The organism is Vagococcus sp. CY52-2, from assembly GCF_022655055.1.
GTDB lineage: Bacteria > Bacillota > Bacilli > Lactobacillales > Vagococcaceae > Vagococcus.
In genome coordinates, this window is sequence record NZ_CP093384.1 from 1,778,257 (window position 1) to 1,794,770 (window position 16,514).

Consider the following 16,514-nt stretch of genomic DNA (forward strand, 5'->3'; position numbering starts at 1 on the left):
ACTTGTTCGCACCCACCACAAGCTCTCTAAAGACAATTTATCACTTACTTTTCTTATCCTTGTATTTCTTTTAATGCTAAATTAATATGTTCTGTTGCTTGCTCTTTACCTAATAAAAGAATCGTTTCTGCTAATTCTGGACCATGCATTTGTCCACTGACTGCTACACGAATTGGCATAAATAATTTTTTACCTTTAGCTCCTGTTTCTTTTTGTACAGCTTTAATCGCTTTTTTAATAGTCGGAACATCAAATTCTTCTAATTCTTTCAATTGAGTTTTAAATGCTTCTAATACTTCTGGCACTTGTTCATCTGATAGGACTTCTTTAGCAGATTCATCAAATGACAATGTATCATTAAAGAATAAACTTGATAATTCAACGATTTCTTTTGCATAACTCATTTGTGGTTGGTAAAGACTCACTAATTCTTCAACCCAAGCTTGTTTTTCAGCGGTTGGATTTTCTTCTACTAATCCTGCTTCAATTAAATAAGGTAAGGCCATTTCTGCCATTGTTTTTCTATCAAGTTGTTTCATGTATTGGTTACTAATCCATTCAAGTTTTTTGTTATCAAAGGCTGCAGGTGATTTACCTAAACGATCTGCATCAAAGATTTTAATCAATTCTTCTTGGCTAAAGATTTCTTCTTCACCAACTGGAGACCAACCTAACAAACTGATAAAGTTAAACATTGCTTCTGGTAAGTAACCTAATTCACGGTATTGTTCGATAAATTGTAGAATCGTTTCATCACGTTTACTTAGTTTTTTACCTGTTTCTGTATTAATGATTAATGTCATATGACCAAATCTTGGTGGTGTCCAACCGAAAGCTTCATAGATCATTAATTGTTTGGGTGTGTTTGCAATATGATCATCCCCACGTAAAACATGCGTAATTTTCATCAAATGATCATCCACGGCTACGGCAAAGTTATACGTCGGCATCCCGTCACGTTTTAAAATGACAAAATCGCCACCTACACTATCAGATTCAAATGTAATGTTTCCTTTTACAATGTCATCAAATGTGTATTCTTCGCCTTTTGGTACTCTAAAACGAACCACTGGTGTGATACCTTCAGCCTCTTTTGCTGCTTGTTGTTCTGGTGTTAAATGAGCACACTTTCCATTATAACGTGGAATTTGACCACGGCTACGTTGGCTTTCACGTTCTGCTTCTAATTCTTCTTCTGTACAGTAGCATTTGTAAGCCAAGTTACTTGCTAATAATTGATCAACTAATGGTTGGTAAATATCTTTTCTTTCGGATTGACGATAAGGACCATATTCACCTGGTTTATCAGGTGACTCATCCCAGTCAATATTTAGCCATGCTAAGTTATCTAACTGACTTTTTTCTCCGTCTTCAATATTACGTTTTTGATCTGTATCCTCAATACGAATAATAAAATCGCCATCATGATGACGAGCAAATAAATAATTAAATAATGCTGTTCTGGCATTTCCTATATGCAAATGACCTGTTGGACTTGGTGCATATCTGACACGTACTTTATTTCCCATGGTATTACCTTCCTTGTTCACGTATTATCGCTTCCTATGCTTTTAGTTTACCTTCATTTACTTAAATAGTAAAGGCACTTTCTTAAGACTTTTTTAACAATTAGTCAGCATTTATCGTTGTTTGAGAATGACTTGGTTTTGCAAAAATCATTCGACCAGCAGCCGTTTGTAATGCACTCGTTACAATAACATTTATTTTCTTGTTCATAAAGTGTTTACCATCTTCAACCACAACCATTGTGCCATCATCTAAATATGCTACACCTTGTTGGCGTTCTGTTCCATCTTTCATTACAACAACATCCATTGTTTCACCAGGTATGACAACTGGTTTAACAGCATTTGCCAAGGCATTAATGTTAAATACTGGGACATTTTGAAATTCACAGACTTTATTAAGATTGTAGTCATTTGTCACGACAATACCATCTAACAATTTAGCTAACTTAATCAATTTACTATCAACTTCTTGAATATCTTCAAAATCGCCTTCATACATTTCAACCGAGATATTTTCTTCTTTTTGTAAGGCGTTTAAGATATCTAACCCTCGACGTCCGCGAACGCGTTTCATACTATCCCCTGAATCCGCAATGTATTGTAATTCATATAAAACAAAATTTGGAATTAATAATGTTCCTTCAATGAACCCAGTTTTAGCTATATCATAAATACGCCCGTCAATAATAACACTGGTATCTAATACTTTGTATTTATGAAAATAATCATCAACTCGACGATCTAAGATGTCCTCTGATACCTTTTTTGATTTTGGCATAAAGAGCTTTTTAAAATCTTCCGTTTTCATTGTTCCAACTCTAAAACCTAAATATCCTGTAATTAACATAATAATTGCCGGAACAATTAAAGGGAGTGAATAAAATGGAACAGAAATAAGTGCCCCTAAGAGTAATCCAATAATTGTACTAATACTTCCGAATAACAAATCTGATAGACTTTGTTCTGTAATAAATTTTTCTATTTTTTTTAAACCTGATACTAAGTATCGCTCAGTTAAAGTCGCAATAATTGCAAAAATAATCGCACCAATAATTCCGTTAGTAATATCGTTATTTAACCAACTAAGTGTTTCTTGATTTGTGGCTTTCCATAGTAATGGGAATAATGCCACACCTAAACTAAATCCAACAATAGCCATCACAATCGCATATATTTTTTTCTGCATACTTATCTTTCCTCCTTTACTTAGGAAAATACTTTAAATAATGTTTCAGATAGTGTTTCAACACCAATTACTTCAATTCCAGTTGGCGGTGTCCACCCTTGCAGATTATTAATAGGAATAAAGACTCGTCTAAATCCTAATTTCTGTGCTTCTCCTACCCGTTGCTCGATACGATTTACTCGTCTAATTTCACCAGTTAACCCAATTTCACCAATAAAACAATCTTGAGGAGAAGTCCCTTTATCTTTGTAACTTGATGCAATACTCACTGCGATGGATAAATCAATCGCTGGTTCATCAAGTTTCACTCCCCCAACTGCTTTTAAATAAGCATCTTGGTTTTGTAATAATAATCCAGCACGTTTTTCTAACACAGCCATAATCAGTGATACACGGTTATAATCAAGACCTGTTGCTGTTCGTTTCGCATTTCCAAAAACAGATGGCGTTACAAGTGATTGAATTTCAGCTAAGATAGGTCGCGTTCCTTCCATTGAACAGACAATCGCTGATCCAGTTGCCCCATCAATTCTCTCTTCCAAGAAAGCTTCAGATGGATTTAACACTTCCACTAAACCAGCTTGTCTCATTTCAAAAATACCTATTTCATTGGTTGAACCAAAACGATTTTTTACAGCACGCAATATTCTAAATGTATGATGTCTGTCTCCTTCAAAATAAAGTACTGTATCTACCATATGTTCAAGCATCCGTGGCCCTGCAAGTGAGCCTTCTTTGGTCACGTGTCCTACAATGAAGATGGCAATATTGTTTGTTTTAGCAATTTGCATCAACTCAGCCGTATTCGCTCGAACTTGACTCACACTTCCAGCAGCACTTTCCGTTTCCGGATGAACCATTGTCTGAATCGAATCAATAATCACATAGTCTGGTGTCAATTGCTCGATAACTTGTTTAATGCGACCCATATCCGTTTCTGGATAAACATAAAAATCATTTGTTCCATCAGCCAACCGTTCTGCACGCATTTTAATCTGTTGCGAACTCTCTTCACCAGAGACGTATAATACATTTCCTTTTAACAGACTAAGTTGTTGAGATACTTGTAGTAATAGTGTTGATTTTCCAATACCAGGATCCCCACCAATTAAGACCATTGAGCCTGGAACAACCCCCCCGCCTAATACTCTATTTAATTCACCTAATTGTGTTTTTATACGCCGTTCTTTTTGTGTAGCGACTTCTTTTAACTTTTGCGGTTTACTCATTTCACCCGTCAAACTTACTCGACTATGCCTAGTGGGGGTATCTGAGGAAATTTCTTCCACTAATGTATTCCATTCACCACAATTAGGACAACGACCCAGATACTTTGGAGAGATATAACCACACGTTTGACAAACAAACTCATTTCTCTTTTTTTTTGCCACAAAATCATCCTTATCCTACAATTTTTAGTTCCTTATAAAATAAAATACTTATAAACGTATTTTAACATAAATTGTCCGATTCTAATAAAAACTGCGACTCTTTAGAAAATTATTTACCAGACGACCCAAATCCACCTGTCCTCTGCGTTTGTACTAAATCATTGTCTGCTTTTAAGAATGGTAAAAAAATGCCTTGAGCGATACGATCTCCTTTTTTAATCTGCTTGTCAGTTAAGCCAAAGTTTAGTAGCTGAATCATGATATGCCCTTCATTATCTGGATTATCATAATAGTCACTGTCTATAACTCCCACACCATTTGTCAAAACTAAAAAATTTTTTAACGGGTTGCTTGAGCGATTGGCAATCTGTAAAAACTCATCATCCCCCATATAAGATTTCACACCTGTTGGAACAAGTGTTGATTTTAACTCTTTTTGCATATCAGCATCAACCAATATATCTTCTTTTGATAATATAGCCTTTAATACTTTCGCAATTCCTTGTTTCCAAATACTTGGAATCACAATATCAACAGCTGATTCAAAATCATATCCTGCTGCATTTTTTGTTGCTCTTTTTGGTAGATTGATATTCTCAAATGTTGATACTTTTTCAAATCCTCTTACTTTATTCATGTGTTACCTTCCTTTATCTTTTGATTTCTTTAATCCTAACCGAAAAATAGACAAATAAAAAGAGTAAAAATAAATCTTACTCTTTCTTTTATAAATTATGTAATTCATCATCATCTTCATCAAATTCTTCAACTGGCACTTGTTTTAATGTTACTTTGTTTCGCTTAGGTTGAATAACAAGTGGAACATATTCTGTAATCACATCACTATATTCCAACCCATACCATTTAGCAGGGTCAACTGCTCGTCGTTTGATTCCTAATTTTGCTTGCATCACTAAAGTATCTAACCAATTCAACTCTGTTACACGGGATAATTCTTCACGTATTAAAACAAATGAAAAATCTCCTGTATCTCTTCCTGGTGTAATAGAATATTTTTGTGGTTGTTTCGGTAGTTTTCCTTCGTTCATTAAATCATGTACAATTTGTCTTAGATAGACGTTAACTTCCTGTGGCATTTTAAATCCTAAACGAAGTTGGACATTGACAATATAATCAGTATCCATCATATCCACATAATATTCTTTGGTATACGGTTCATCTGTCACAAAGACATTAACGAACCAATAAACTTTCGCACGTTTTGGGCTTTTGTCTAATATTGAATACATAATTTCTCTACTAATCAGGTGCCCCTTTATTTTAGAAGTTAAAAAGACTAAATTTGTTTGTAACTGTGGCCAATCCGTGTCATCTCTTAACTCACCTAATTGTCCTTTATAATCATATAAAGAGATACGTTTTGATGTTGCCTCTGTAATCATATTACCTCGATGCCAAATTAACATGATCAAGAAAATAACTAACGCCATACCTAAAGCAACGTAACCTCCGTGCATAAACTTAGATGCACTAGAAACAAAAAAGATACTCTCAATCGTTCCAAAAAAGATAAAAATCAGGTACGCTAAAGATTTTGGTGTTCCCTCTTGTAATAAATATACAAGCAACAAAATAGTTGTCATTAACATCGTAATCGTAATAGCTAAGCCATAAGCTGCTTCCATTCGAGCAGATGTTCGGAAACCAAAAACAATGGCTAAACAACCCACCATTAACATATTATTAATAGCTGGAATATATAATTGTCCTTTTTGATCAGTCGGATAAATAATTTTCATTCTTGGTAATAGACGTAACTTAATTGCCTCAGAAGCTAATGTATAAGAGCCAGAAATCAATGATTGTGACGCAATAATAGCAGCTACTGTTGCAAAGATAACACCAATAATAGTTAATGATTGTGGCATCATTCTAAAAAACGGATTCAACATACCGATATCTTGATATTCCGGTAAATCTTTCACACGAATAATCCAAGCAGCTTGACCAAAGTAATTTAATACCAAACATACTTTAATATACGGCCAACTAACACGAATATTGTTTCTACCGGCATGACCTAAATCAGAATATAAAGCTTCGGCCCCTGTTGTCGCTAGAAATACACTACCTAAAATTAAAATACCTAATTTATTTTCTTCAGAGAATAGTAGATGAACAGCATAATAAGGATTTAATGCACGAATCACAGATAAATTCCCCATAAAATTAGATAAACCAATCAAACCAATGAATGTAAACCAGCCAAACATAATTGGACCAAAAGCTGTCCCCACTTTTTTAGTACCTAAACGTTGAACCATAAAAAGGGAAAAGATAATAATAACTGTTATAATCACAATGATTTGCTGGCTATCACCAAACACATTATGGAAAGAGGGAATTCCTCGAAGGCCTTCAACAGCTGTTGTAACCGTTACAGCAGGAGTTAATATACCATCTGCCAGTAAAGTGGCTCCTCCTAGCATAGCCGGATATAATAAATATCGACTATTTTTTCTAACTAATGTGAAAAGTGAAAAAATACCACCTTCACCGTGGTTATCTGCATTCAATGCAATCATGACATATTTTATTGTGGTTAATAAAGTTAACGTCCAAAAAACTAGTGATACCGCACCTAAAATAAAGGTTTCTGAAACATGCTCTAACCCACCATTACCATCAACAATGGCTTTCATGACATATAATGGACTAGTACCAATATCGCCATAAACAACTCCCATTGCAACAAGCGTTCCACCTAGCGTAAATCGATCAATTGCTTGTGGATTACATTTTTGACTCACCTTTTTCACTCCTTTTCTCTTTAAAAAGTTAGTATTCATGACAATCATATACTCATTTTTTTTAAAGTCAACACTAATTTTCAAAAATCATTTTCTATTAGTGGAAACACAATTAAAAATGCGTTATTATAGCAAGCATAGGCACTTAAAAAATAGCCATTAAACAAAAAAGAGGGATTATTTTGAGCAGAAAAACATTATTAAAAAAAAGTAAGCGACTTGTTATAAAAGTTGGAACAAGCTCTCTTGTTCTACCCAATTCCGAAATAAATTTACGTGCTATTGATCAATTAGCTTTTACCTTATCTTCTTTAAGACAACTTGGATATGAGGTTATCTTGGTTTCTTCAGGTGCAATTGGTGTTGGAATGAACTTATTAGGATTAGAAAAACGACCTGAGACTATCGCTAAACAACAGGCTGTTGCAGCGATTGGTCAATCTGAATTAATCAAGATATACACTCAACGATTTACTTCTTATCACCAACAATCAGCCCAAGTCTTACTCACTCGTGATGTCATCGATTTTCCAACAAGTAGACAAAATGTTATTAATACATTTGAGGAGTTATTAACTATGGGGGTTATCCCAATCGTAAACGAAAATGACAGTGTCTCCGTAGATGAACTTGATCACTTAACAAAATTCGGTGATAATGATCAACTATCTGCTATTGTTTGTAAATTAGCTCAAGCAGACTTACTCCTAATGCTTTCAGACATTGATGGTTTTTATAGTGATAATCCTCATACTAATCCAGATGCTATACTGTACTCTCATATCACAGAAATTACAGAAATGATGGAAGACGCGGCTAGAGGTAAAGGGAGCGTTTTTGGAACTGGTGGTATGACAAGCAAATTAAAAGCAGCAAAGCGTGTGTTAGATAATCAATCACAAATGATTTTAGCTAGCGGTAAAGATCCTGCTATTTTATTCGACATTTTAGAGGGAAAAGAAGTAGGTACACTATTTTCAAATTAACTAGAACTTATAAAGGAGGGGTTTTAAATGACACTATTAGAAACATTGGGTAAACAAGCAACTAAATCGGCCTTTTTCTTGAATAATGCCACAACAAAAGAAAAAAATAATGCACTAAAATCTATCATCGAAATGCTAGATAGAGATATGGAAATTATCTTGGCAGCAAATGAAAAAGATATTGAATTAGCTAATAAAAATGGGATTCCTGAAACCATGATTGACAGGCTACTTCTCACAAAAGAACGAATTAATACGATGCAACACGACATTCAGACAACTATTGATTTAGACGACCCAATAGGAAAAGTTGATCATATGTGGCGAAACGAAGATAATTTATTAATTGGAAAACAACGAGTTCCATTGGGCGTTATCGGTATGATTTATGAATCAAGACCGAACGTTACAACAGATGCATCAGCTCTTGCTTTAAAATCAGGTAATGCCATCATCTTACGCGGAGGAAAAGAGGCTTTTTACTCTAATCAAGCACTTGTTCAATCGATTCAACAGGCTTTAGAGTTAGTTGATTTTCCAAAAGATTGTGTTCAATTCATTGATGATACTTCAAGAGAAACAGCAACAAAATTCATGCAATTATCAGATTATCTAGATGTTCTAATCCCTCGTGGTGGTGCGAACTTAATTCAATCTGTGGTTAAAAATGCCACTGTCCCTGTTATTGAAACTGGAACTGGAAACTGTCATGTATATGTTGATAAACACGCCAATTTAACTATGGCAAAAGATATTGTAATTAACGGTAAGTGTCAACGTCCTTCAGTATGCAATGCGACAGAATCACTTTTAGTGAACGCGACTATTGCTAAGAAATTTTTTGAACTGGTGTCCCCTGAATTTGAAGCCAATCATGTTAAATTAAGAGTAGACCAAGCATCTTTGGTTTACCTACCTTCTGCTACACTTGCAACAGAGGAAGATTTTGCCACAGAATTTAATGACCTAATCTTATCAGTAAAAATCGTCAATAATCTAGATGACGCTATCCAGCATATTAACCATTACGGAACGAAACATTCCGAAGTGATTGTAACAGACAGCTATCAGCACTCTCAAAAATTTATTCAACAAATTGACGCAGCCGCTGTTTACGTCAACGCATCTTCTCGCTTTACTGATGGTAGCGTATTTGGATTTGGTGGAGAAATTGGCATTAGCACACAAAAATTACACGCTAGAGGTCCAATGGGCTTAAATGAATTAACTACCACAAAATATATCATCTTTGGGGAAGGTCAAACTAGACGTTAAAATCTTATCTAGGAGGATAAAAAACGACTATGTTATCAAACATGAAAAAAACATTTAAAACAAGTGGTAAATTCGGACTTCTTGCTTTTATCGTCCCAGTTTTGGTTATGATAGGCGTTTATTTAAGTTTAGGTATTTATCCTGGCAGTACTAGAAGTGTCTTGGCTAGCGATGCTTTTTCACAATTTTCTAATTTTCATGCTAGTTTTAACAACGTTTTACATGGTAAACAAAGTATCTTTTATACTTGGAATGCTTCTTTAGGACTCAATTACTGGTCTCTTATTTCTTACTATTTGGGCGGTATCTTTACACCGATTGTTTTCTTTTTTAATAATCAAAATATTCCAGATGCTCTTTATTTATTAACTTTATTAAAAATAGGAACAGCTGGATTATCCTTTTGGTACTACTCAAAAGAAACTTATAAATTACCAAATCTATCACATGTTACATTAGCTATTTGTTATTCGCTCATGTCTTTTGCAACCGCACACTCTGAGTTGATTATGTGGTTAGATATTTTTATGTACATCCCTCTAATTTTTTTAGGTATCAACCGAATACTAGATAAGGGAAAATCTGCTTTACTGTTTGTTTCTTACTTTCTTTTATTTGTATCTAATTTTTACTTTGGTTTTATGGTAGGATTATTTTCGTTCCTTTATTTCGTTGCTCGTGTTGCCATAAACGCATCTTTTTATAAAAAGCGAATCATCCCTTATCTGACAACCTCTATCTTAGCTGGGATAGCTTCGATGGTGATGATTTTGCCAGCCGTATTTGATTTAAGATCTAATGGTGAGACACTATCTGCTATAGGTCATCTTAAAACAGAAGCAACGGCTTTTTGGGATATTGTGATTAAAAATATGATTGGGGTTTTTGATACCACAAAATATGGCTCAATTCCTTTTATTTATGTCGGGCTATTGCCATTAATTTTTTGTCTCTTTTATTTTTGTAGCGAAAAAAATAAAACAAAAAATAAAATAGCTTATGCAGGTTTATTTATTATTCTAATTTTAAGTTTTTATATTGAACCTCTTAATTTATTTTGGCATGGTATGCATGCTCCTAACATGTTTTTATTTAGATACAGTTTTTTATTTTCATCCCTTGTCGTCATACTTGCTGGCTATGGTTGGGAAAAATTTTCTAAATCAGATATGCCCTTAATGATTGTCATCGTCCTTTCTTTAGCAGTGTTATTTTCTATCGCTTTCTTTGCATCAAGTAAAGATAGTTACACTTATGTAACTCTAGGACAATATATCCTAACTATTCTATTTTTAGGATTATATTTAGCAAGCATGTATTTTTATTATGGAAATCAGTTACCTAAACACACATTCGTCTTTTTGCTTCTTTTAATAGTAGCTGGTGAAGCTTATATTAATACATCTTTTATGTTAAATGGCATTTTAAACGATTGGAATTACGCTTCTCGTAGCTTGTATTCAGAACCTTACCCAGATTATAAAGCACTAGTTGACAAAGCTAATAACTCTAATAAAAAATCATTTAGTCGTTTAGAATCTCTTTCACCCATCTCAAGCAATGATGGCTTTAATTATGGATATAGTGGTATTAGCATGTTTTCTTCTATTAGAAATAGACATTCTTCTGCCTTACTAAATGAACTAGGATTTCGTTCTCGAGGAACTAGTTTAAACATACGATATCAAAATAATACACTGTTAATGGATAGTCTAATGGGAATTAAATATAATATCAGCAATCAGGATGTCTTAAAATATGGATTCAATCCAACAAATAGCCAAGGAAAATATACCCTGTATACAAATGATAATGCTCTACCTTTAGGGATACTAACAAATGATGATTTGTATAAATTAAAACTGCCAGCAAGAGATAATTTAGGTGCTCAAACAACATTGATTAACCAGTTAGCAGATTTAAATGATGTCTACTACACTTTTACTAATCCAACAGTTGTCAGTACACAAAATGCTCAAATAACCAATTTACCAAATAATCGTGTGGCGATTAAAGAACAAAAATCAAATGAAGCAAAAGTAGTCACATATCAAGTCAGTGTACCAGCTGGTAAACAAGCTTACTTTAGCCTTTTTCCAAATAATTTTGGCGATTTAAAAAGTTCTAATGCTAAAATTACTACGCAAAACGTTAGCTATGAAACACAAATTGGTATCACAGGTCAATATTACAATTTAGGGTATTTCAAAGAAGATGCCATTGTCGAATTCTCAGTTTCTTTTTATGGTACAGATACCATTGAATTAATCAATCCACCTGTTGTCTTACTAGATATTCCTAAATTTGATGCTGCTATTAAATCTATGGAAACAAAAGGAGTGGATTTCAAAGTCAACGGTAGAAAAGCCACAGCTCATGTAGAAACGCCTGAAGAACAAGTTGTATTTACAACTATCCCTTATGATAAAGGTTGGACAGTAAAAATAGACAACAAGAAAGTAGCCATAAAAGATTTTCAAGACGGTTTTCTGACATTTACTGTACCAAAAGGTAACCATGAAATTGAGCTAAGTTTCCTACCTCCAGGCTTTATAATTGGTGTCATATGTTTTATTAGTGCTACAGGAGCATTTATTTTATACTATCGTTTAATGAAAACAAAAAAAAGAAAAAAGACTTTAATTAAATAGGGTAACAAAACATCCTGTCCATTAGTTTGGAGAGGATGTTTTGTTATCTTTTTCTTTTTCTCTAGCAACGATTTGATTAATCTCTTCTAACATACTTTTCTCGTAATCTTCATCGTGAACTTTTCCTGTCATAAAGACAAATAACAAATTTTGAATATCCGTTCCATCCGTTTTCTTATTGTTAATTAACCACTTTTTATCGTCATCTTTTTTAAAGTAAATGTTAATGCTTATAGGTTCTATAATACTCATTGATTGCTCTAATGATTCGTAATAAGCAGTCGTCACTAGATGTTTCGCATTAACTGAACCTATATCAATGTTATCTTGATTATCTAATAATTTAGCCATCATCATTGCAACAAGTCGAGCATAATCAAATCCTTTAATATGATACGTCACTTTAAGCTCACCTTTTGATTGTTCATCAAGAGTATATGTGTAACTTGTTGTTTCCCTCACCTTATCAATTAATGATCTCGATATATCTTCTCTTTCACTTTGAGACAATTTTCCTGATATTGGTTCAAAAACTGTTGCAAAATTTTTTTCTAAATCTTCTTCAACTTCTTTTGATCGTTCATTAAATCGTTTGCTATCAGAAAATTTTTCTTTATATTCGTCCAAATCGGTATTGTATAAAAGTCGATTAGCAAATAAAGTAGCTATTTCGTCTATATTATCCTTATTAGAAGAACAACTGGAAAGAAAGAATAGCAATAGTGTACTTAATAATAAAAACCAGCATCTTTTGTCTTTCAACATGATTTTTCACTCCTATTACTTACATTCTTTTATGGTTAGTTTACCATATATCTTCCAAAAAAGAATTTTTTATTTAATTCGTATCTTTTTAAAGGAGGTGCTTATATGATATTTTTTTTAATTTTTTTATTCAATATAATGTCGTATATCTTTTTAACATACGTATCATTTTTACCAACTGACAAAAAGATAAACCTTTTTAATAAACATCATCGCTACTTATTTTTTATTGGAAGTTCGATTATTTATCTACTATTGTTAACAACAAAATTATCTATGGTAATGATTCTACTTATCATTATGGGAGTTTATTTATCTATTATTGATTTTTACTACTATGTTGTTGATCCATATCTATCTGTCTTGTTTATAATAGGTCTACTCACTCTTTATCCATCAATAAATAAGTTATTACCTTTATATGTCTTATTGTTCTTTTTATTACTTAGTTATTTGATGCCAAAAAAGTTAGGATTTGGTGATATCAAATTACTTGTCTACTGGTCAGTCTTTCTATCTCCAATACAACTTCTATGGTTAATATTTATTGCTTCATTTATAGGAATACTCTATATTATGTTATATCAATTATTAACAAGCCATCCCCTTACAAAAATAGCCTTTGTCCCATTTTTAACCATCGCTTTAACTATTGTACTATTAATAATTTAATACGTTTTACGCCATTTGTTTGTTCTATTTTCAGCAAAATCAATCATTTGAAATAAGATAAATGCCACCAAACTTAGCGCTAAAATTCCACTATACATGTCTAAATAATCTAACCTTCCCCATGCATCCATAATGAAAAAACCTAATCCGTAACTTGTCCCATATACTTCTGTAAAAAATAAAATAGCAATCGCTGTTCCTAACGCTATCCTTACGGCATTTAAAATGGCAGAATATGCTGCAGGTAACGTAATTTTACAAAACTGTTGAAATTGACTCGCACCTAGTACATACAAATGATGATAGTAACTTTTTGGAATCGACTTAACACCATCTCTCACAGATAAAATAACTTGAAACACAATAATCAACACTAATAAGATAATTTTAGAGGCATTTCCTAATCCAAATAACAACATAATAATTGGCAACAAGGCAATCTTAGGAATGGGATAAGTCAAATAAACAATTGGATCCAACAATTGATTTATTTTGGGAAAACGTCCCATCAAAAGCCCTATAATTAATCCTATCAAAACAGCAATCAGCATAGCCCAAAACAGACGAACCAAACTATTATATGTATGTAGCCATAATACTTGTGGCTCGATAACCATTAAGTGTCGATACACCGCAAACGGTGTGGGTAACATGTTTTTATTTAATATCACACTTGCTAACCACCATAAAATAGTTAAAAAAATAAATGCTAGAATCGCATGTGTCACTTTTGATACACTTTTTCTCATGCTTTTTCCATTGCTCCTCTCACTTGTTTAATGGTGTCATAAAATAGTGGTGATAACCTTTTTTCTTTCAACGGGATCGAAAAGCTACTATTCTCTATAACAGCTGATACTCTTCCTGGTTTACCAGATAATAAGACTATCTTACTTGCCATAAATACAGCCTCTTCTACATCGTGAGTAATTAAAATAGCCGGGGCTTTTTCTTTATCCCACTGGGTTAAAAATAAACTTTGCATGTGTTCTCGTGTTAGTGCATCTAAAGCAGAAAAAGGCTCATCTAATAAAAAAATGTCTGGTGTCACAAGCATCGCTCTAGCAATAGCAACGCGTTGTTGTTGTCCACCACTCAGTTGGTTAGGGTAACGTAATAGTAATTCCCCCAGTCCTAATTCGCTTACCAAATGATCTAACTGATTAGATATTGTTTTTCCAGATAATTTTCGAACAGATACTCCAAGTAATATATTCTCTTTTACTGTTTCCCAAGGTAATAATCCATAATTTTGTGGTATCCAGGCTATTTTATGATGTTTTGGATTAATATCTGCCCTATCCAATGTAATCGTTCCTTGATACTGTTGGTGCAACGTTGTAATGGCATTAAGTAACGTCGATTTTCCCGTCCCACTTGGACCAATTAACGCGACAACTTCTCCCTTAGAAACAGTAAAAGAGATGTCATCTAAAATCAACGGTGCTCCTCCATAAGACGCACTGACGTTTTCAATGGTTAACATCTCTTTCACCTCTATACTTATTTAACGAGTAAATCACTCATAACATCTGTTTGATTGTATTCTTTTTTATAAATACCTTCTTTTTTTGACCAGTTAAATGCCTTTTCTACTTGTTTACCATCTATTTGTTCGGCATGAACATATTTAGGTAATGTCACATCTTTTTTAATGTCATCCGTAAAACCAATTTTTTCTTTTAACACATCATAATAATCATCCAAATCATGATTATTAACATAATCAACACCTTTATTATAGGCACGGTAAAAAGCTTCAATGGCTTCTTCATTATTGGTTAGTGATTCATTTGTAAAACCAAAAACAGTTGACTGAATACCTAACTCATTACTATTCGTTAATTCTTTTAATCCTTGCGACAACCCAATCGTTCTAAAAGGTTCAGGTACCACTGTAGCATCTATTTTATGATTTAGTGTTAACTCAACTCTGACTGGAATTTGCGGTACTTCTTCAAACCCGACTTCATTAACAGATAAGTCATGCGTTTTTAATGCTTCATCTAAAAAATAATAAGGTGCTTGATTTTTAGCGTAACCCACTTTTTTTCCTTTTAAATCATTTATTGTGTTAATACTATCATTTCCAGTTAAAACAGAAAAAGTCCCGATTGATTGACTAACCACTTTGACATCCATATCACCTTGTCTATATGTGCTCAGCGCAATCAAATCTGTATTAGCTCCATCTAGATGACCACTTGTTAAAGCCGCATCACGGTCTTTTGGTGACTTAAAACTACTTAATGCTAAATTAAGACCTTCATCTTTGAAGTATCCTTCTTTTTCAGCAATGTAAACTGGTAAACTATCAACTGCGGGCATAGCGCCAAAACTCAAAGTCAATAATTCTTTTTTAGCTGATTCATCTGTTTGTTTTTGATTTGTGTTCTCTTTTGTGCCACAACTTGCCAATAGACCAATTGCCATAACTGATATTAAACTAATCCAACCTAACTTCTTCTTCAATGAAAAAAACTCCCTTATACTATTTATCTACTAGTATAAAATATCACAAAACATCATAATACACCATAGTATGACTAGTTTCCTTCAACATCTGCCCAATACACGCTCGCTTGTTTTTCCCAATAAGTTTTATCTTCGTCTGTAATGGGACGGAGCACTCTACAAGGATTTCCTGCTGCTACAGTGTTAGGTGGAATATTCTTTGTCACTACTGCACCCGATCCTATGACACAATTATCTCCAATCGTCACACCAGGATTAACAATAACCCCGCCACCTAACCAGACATTATTTCCAATCGTGATAGGTGATCCTAATTCTAAGCCAGATACTCTTACTTGTGCATCAATTGGGTGTGATGCTGTCAATAAACTAACTCGCGGTCCAAACATCGTATTATCCCCAATAGTAATAGGGCAAACATCTAACATAATGCAATCAAAATTAGCGTAAAACCTTTCTCCAACTGAAATATGTTTTCCATAATCACATTTAAAATTAGGTTCTATATAGACTTTTTCTCCTGTTTTTCCTAACCATTCTTTCAGTAAAGCGGCTCTTTTTTCTGCTTCGAATTCACTTGTTTGGTTGTATTCACGCATTAAACGACGACTTCTCATAAATAACTCTCTTAACTCTGTCTCGCCACCACCAGGATAGTACAGTTCTCCATTAATCATACGCTCTCGTTGTGTTTTCATATAAACCTCCGTAATTTTATTTAATAAATTTATTTAAACAAATTATAAAAGATAATTCAATTAACGAATAATTAATAGCGGTTTTTCAGATTATTTTCAAAACTATTCTTCATAA

General features: G+C 33.4%; 14 protein-coding genes and 1 other annotated feature (1 of these 15 running past the window's edge). Of the genes, 4 read left to right on the forward strand and 10 right to left on the reverse strand.

What is annotated here, in order from left to right:
- Positions 1 to 69: a binding site (T-box leader), on the reverse strand (it extends 142 nt beyond the left edge of the window).
- The 5 genes from gltX to MN187_RS08605 form a co-directional block, all read right to left on the reverse strand.
- Entirely contained in the window at positions 54 to 1,529 is a 1,476-nt protein-coding gene (gene gltX / locus MN187_RS08585) for a glutamate--tRNA ligase (protein ID WP_117973395.1), read from the reverse strand. Its footprint overlaps the feature before it by 16 nt.
- A 100-nt stretch (positions 1,530 to 1,629) precedes the next feature.
- Positions 1,630 to 2,715 carry a PIN/TRAM domain-containing protein gene (locus MN187_RS08590; protein ID WP_117973396.1) on the reverse strand — a complete coding sequence of 362 codons (1,086 nt, stop codon included), beginning with the start codon at positions 2,713 to 2,715 and terminating at the stop codon, positions 1,630 to 1,632.
- A gap of 20 nt (positions 2,716 to 2,735) precedes the next feature.
- A complete protein-coding gene (radA, locus tag MN187_RS08595; RefSeq protein ID WP_117973397.1) occupies positions 2,736 to 4,106 on the reverse strand; it encodes a DNA repair protein RadA in 1,371 nt (456 codons plus the stop codon).
- A gap of 109 nt (positions 4,107 to 4,215) precedes the next feature.
- Entirely contained in the window at positions 4,216 to 4,743 is a 528-nt protein-coding gene (locus MN187_RS08600; protein WP_117973398.1) for a dCTP deaminase/dUTPase family protein, read from the reverse strand.
- Positions 4,744 to 4,831: 88 nt separating this feature from the next.
- The gene (locus tag MN187_RS08605; protein WP_241699521.1) at positions 4,832 to 6,814 is read right to left on the reverse strand and encodes a KUP/HAK/KT family potassium transporter; all 1,983 of its coding nucleotides are present in this window, start codon (positions 6,812 to 6,814) and stop codon (positions 4,832 to 4,834) included.
- A gap of 245 nt (positions 6,815 to 7,059) precedes the next feature.
- On the opposite strand from MN187_RS08605, the gene proB reads away from it, so the two are divergent.
- Genes proB through MN187_RS08620 form a run of 3 tightly spaced genes read left to right on the forward strand, consistent with a single transcriptional unit; the run spans position 7,060 to position 11,789 of the window.
- Entirely contained in the window at positions 7,060 to 7,863 is an 804-nt protein-coding gene (gene proB / locus MN187_RS08610; protein WP_241699501.1) for a glutamate 5-kinase, read from the forward strand.
- A 27-nt stretch (positions 7,864 to 7,890) separates the two neighbouring features.
- Positions 7,891 to 9,138 carry a glutamate-5-semialdehyde dehydrogenase gene (locus MN187_RS08615; RefSeq protein ID WP_117973400.1) on the forward strand — a complete coding sequence of 416 codons (1,248 nt, stop codon included), beginning with the start codon at positions 7,891 to 7,893 and terminating at the stop codon, positions 9,136 to 9,138.
- Positions 9,139 to 9,167: 29 nt separating this feature from the next.
- Positions 9,168 to 11,789, forward strand: coding sequence for a YfhO family protein (locus tag MN187_RS08620; protein WP_241699502.1), 2,622 nt, complete (start codon positions 9,168 to 9,170; stop codon positions 11,787 to 11,789).
- A gap of 21 nt (positions 11,790 to 11,810) precedes the next feature.
- Here the strand turns inward: MN187_RS08620 and MN187_RS08625 are convergent, their stop codons facing one another.
- Positions 11,811 to 12,554, reverse strand: a complete 744-nt coding sequence (locus tag MN187_RS08625) for a hypothetical protein (RefSeq protein WP_117973402.1) — start codon at positions 12,552 to 12,554, stop codon at positions 11,811 to 11,813.
- Positions 12,555 to 12,659: 105 nt separating this feature from the next.
- Between MN187_RS08625 and MN187_RS08630 the strand changes: the two genes are divergently transcribed.
- On the forward strand, positions 12,660 to 13,226 hold the full coding sequence (locus MN187_RS08630; RefSeq protein ID WP_117973403.1) for a prepilin peptidase: 567 nt from the start codon (positions 12,660 to 12,662) through the stop codon (positions 13,224 to 13,226).
- On the opposite strand, the gene MN187_RS08635 is transcribed toward MN187_RS08630, so the two are convergent.
- From MN187_RS08635 to MN187_RS08650, 4 genes are all read right to left on the reverse strand, one after another.
- Positions 13,223 to 13,975, reverse strand: a complete 753-nt coding sequence (locus MN187_RS08635; RefSeq protein ID WP_241699503.1) for an ABC transporter permease — start codon at positions 13,973 to 13,975, stop codon at positions 13,223 to 13,225. The genes MN187_RS08630 and MN187_RS08635 overlap by 4 nt on opposite strands.
- Positions 13,972 to 14,712: an ABC transporter ATP-binding protein gene (locus MN187_RS08640; RefSeq protein WP_241699504.1), complete on the reverse strand. Its 741-nt coding sequence runs from the start codon at positions 14,710 to 14,712 to the stop codon at positions 13,972 to 13,974. Before MN187_RS08640 ends, MN187_RS08635 begins: the two co-directional genes overlap by 4 nt.
- A gap of 17 nt (positions 14,713 to 14,729) precedes the next feature.
- Positions 14,730 to 15,698, reverse strand: a complete 969-nt coding sequence (locus MN187_RS08645; protein ID WP_117973406.1) for an ABC transporter substrate-binding protein — start codon at positions 15,696 to 15,698, stop codon at positions 14,730 to 14,732.
- Between the two features lie 74 nt (positions 15,699 to 15,772).
- Positions 15,773 to 16,399: a sugar O-acetyltransferase gene (locus tag MN187_RS08650; RefSeq protein WP_242093836.1), complete on the reverse strand. Its 627-nt coding sequence runs from the start codon at positions 16,397 to 16,399 to the stop codon at positions 15,773 to 15,775.
- Positions 16,400 to 16,514: the final 115 nt, after the last annotated feature.

Excerpts from the sequence above, each read along its gene's own strand:
- MN187_RS08615 (WP_117973400.1), top strand. The coding sequence starts at position 7,891 with ATGACACTATTAGAAACATTGGGTAAACAAGCAACTAAATCGGCCTTT.
- MN187_RS08625 (WP_117973402.1), bottom strand. The coding sequence starts at position 12,554 with ATGTTGAAAGACAAAAGATGCTGGTTTTTATTATTAAGTACACTATTG.
- MN187_RS08630 (WP_117973403.1), top strand. The coding sequence starts at position 12,660 with ATGATATTTTTTTTAATTTTTTTATTCAATATAATGTCGTATATCTTT.
- MN187_RS08605 (WP_241699521.1), bottom strand. The coding sequence starts at position 6,814 with ATGGGAGTTGTTTATGGCGATATTGGTACTAGTCCATTATATGTCATG.
- MN187_RS08640 (WP_241699504.1), bottom strand. The coding sequence starts at position 14,712 with ATGTTAACCATTGAAAACGTCAGTGCGTCTTATGGAGGAGCACCGTTG.
- MN187_RS08590 (WP_117973396.1), bottom strand. The coding sequence starts at position 2,715 with ATGCAGAAAAAAATATATGCGATTGTGATGGCTATTGTTGGATTTAGT.
- MN187_RS08600 (WP_117973398.1), bottom strand. The coding sequence starts at position 4,743 with ATGAATAAAGTAAGAGGATTTGAAAAAGTATCAACATTTGAGAATATC.
- gltX (WP_117973395.1), bottom strand. The coding sequence starts at position 1,529 with ATGGGAAATAAAGTACGTGTCAGATATGCACCAAGTCCAACAGGTCAT.
- MN187_RS08620 (WP_241699502.1), top strand. The coding sequence starts at position 9,168 with ATGTTATCAAACATGAAAAAAACATTTAAAACAAGTGGTAAATTCGGA.
- MN187_RS08650 (WP_242093836.1), bottom strand. The coding sequence starts at position 16,399 with ATGAAAACACAACGAGAGCGTATGATTAATGGAGAACTGTACTATCCT.
- MN187_RS08635 (WP_241699503.1), bottom strand. The coding sequence starts at position 13,975 with ATGAGAAAAAGTGTATCAAAAGTGACACATGCGATTCTAGCATTTATT.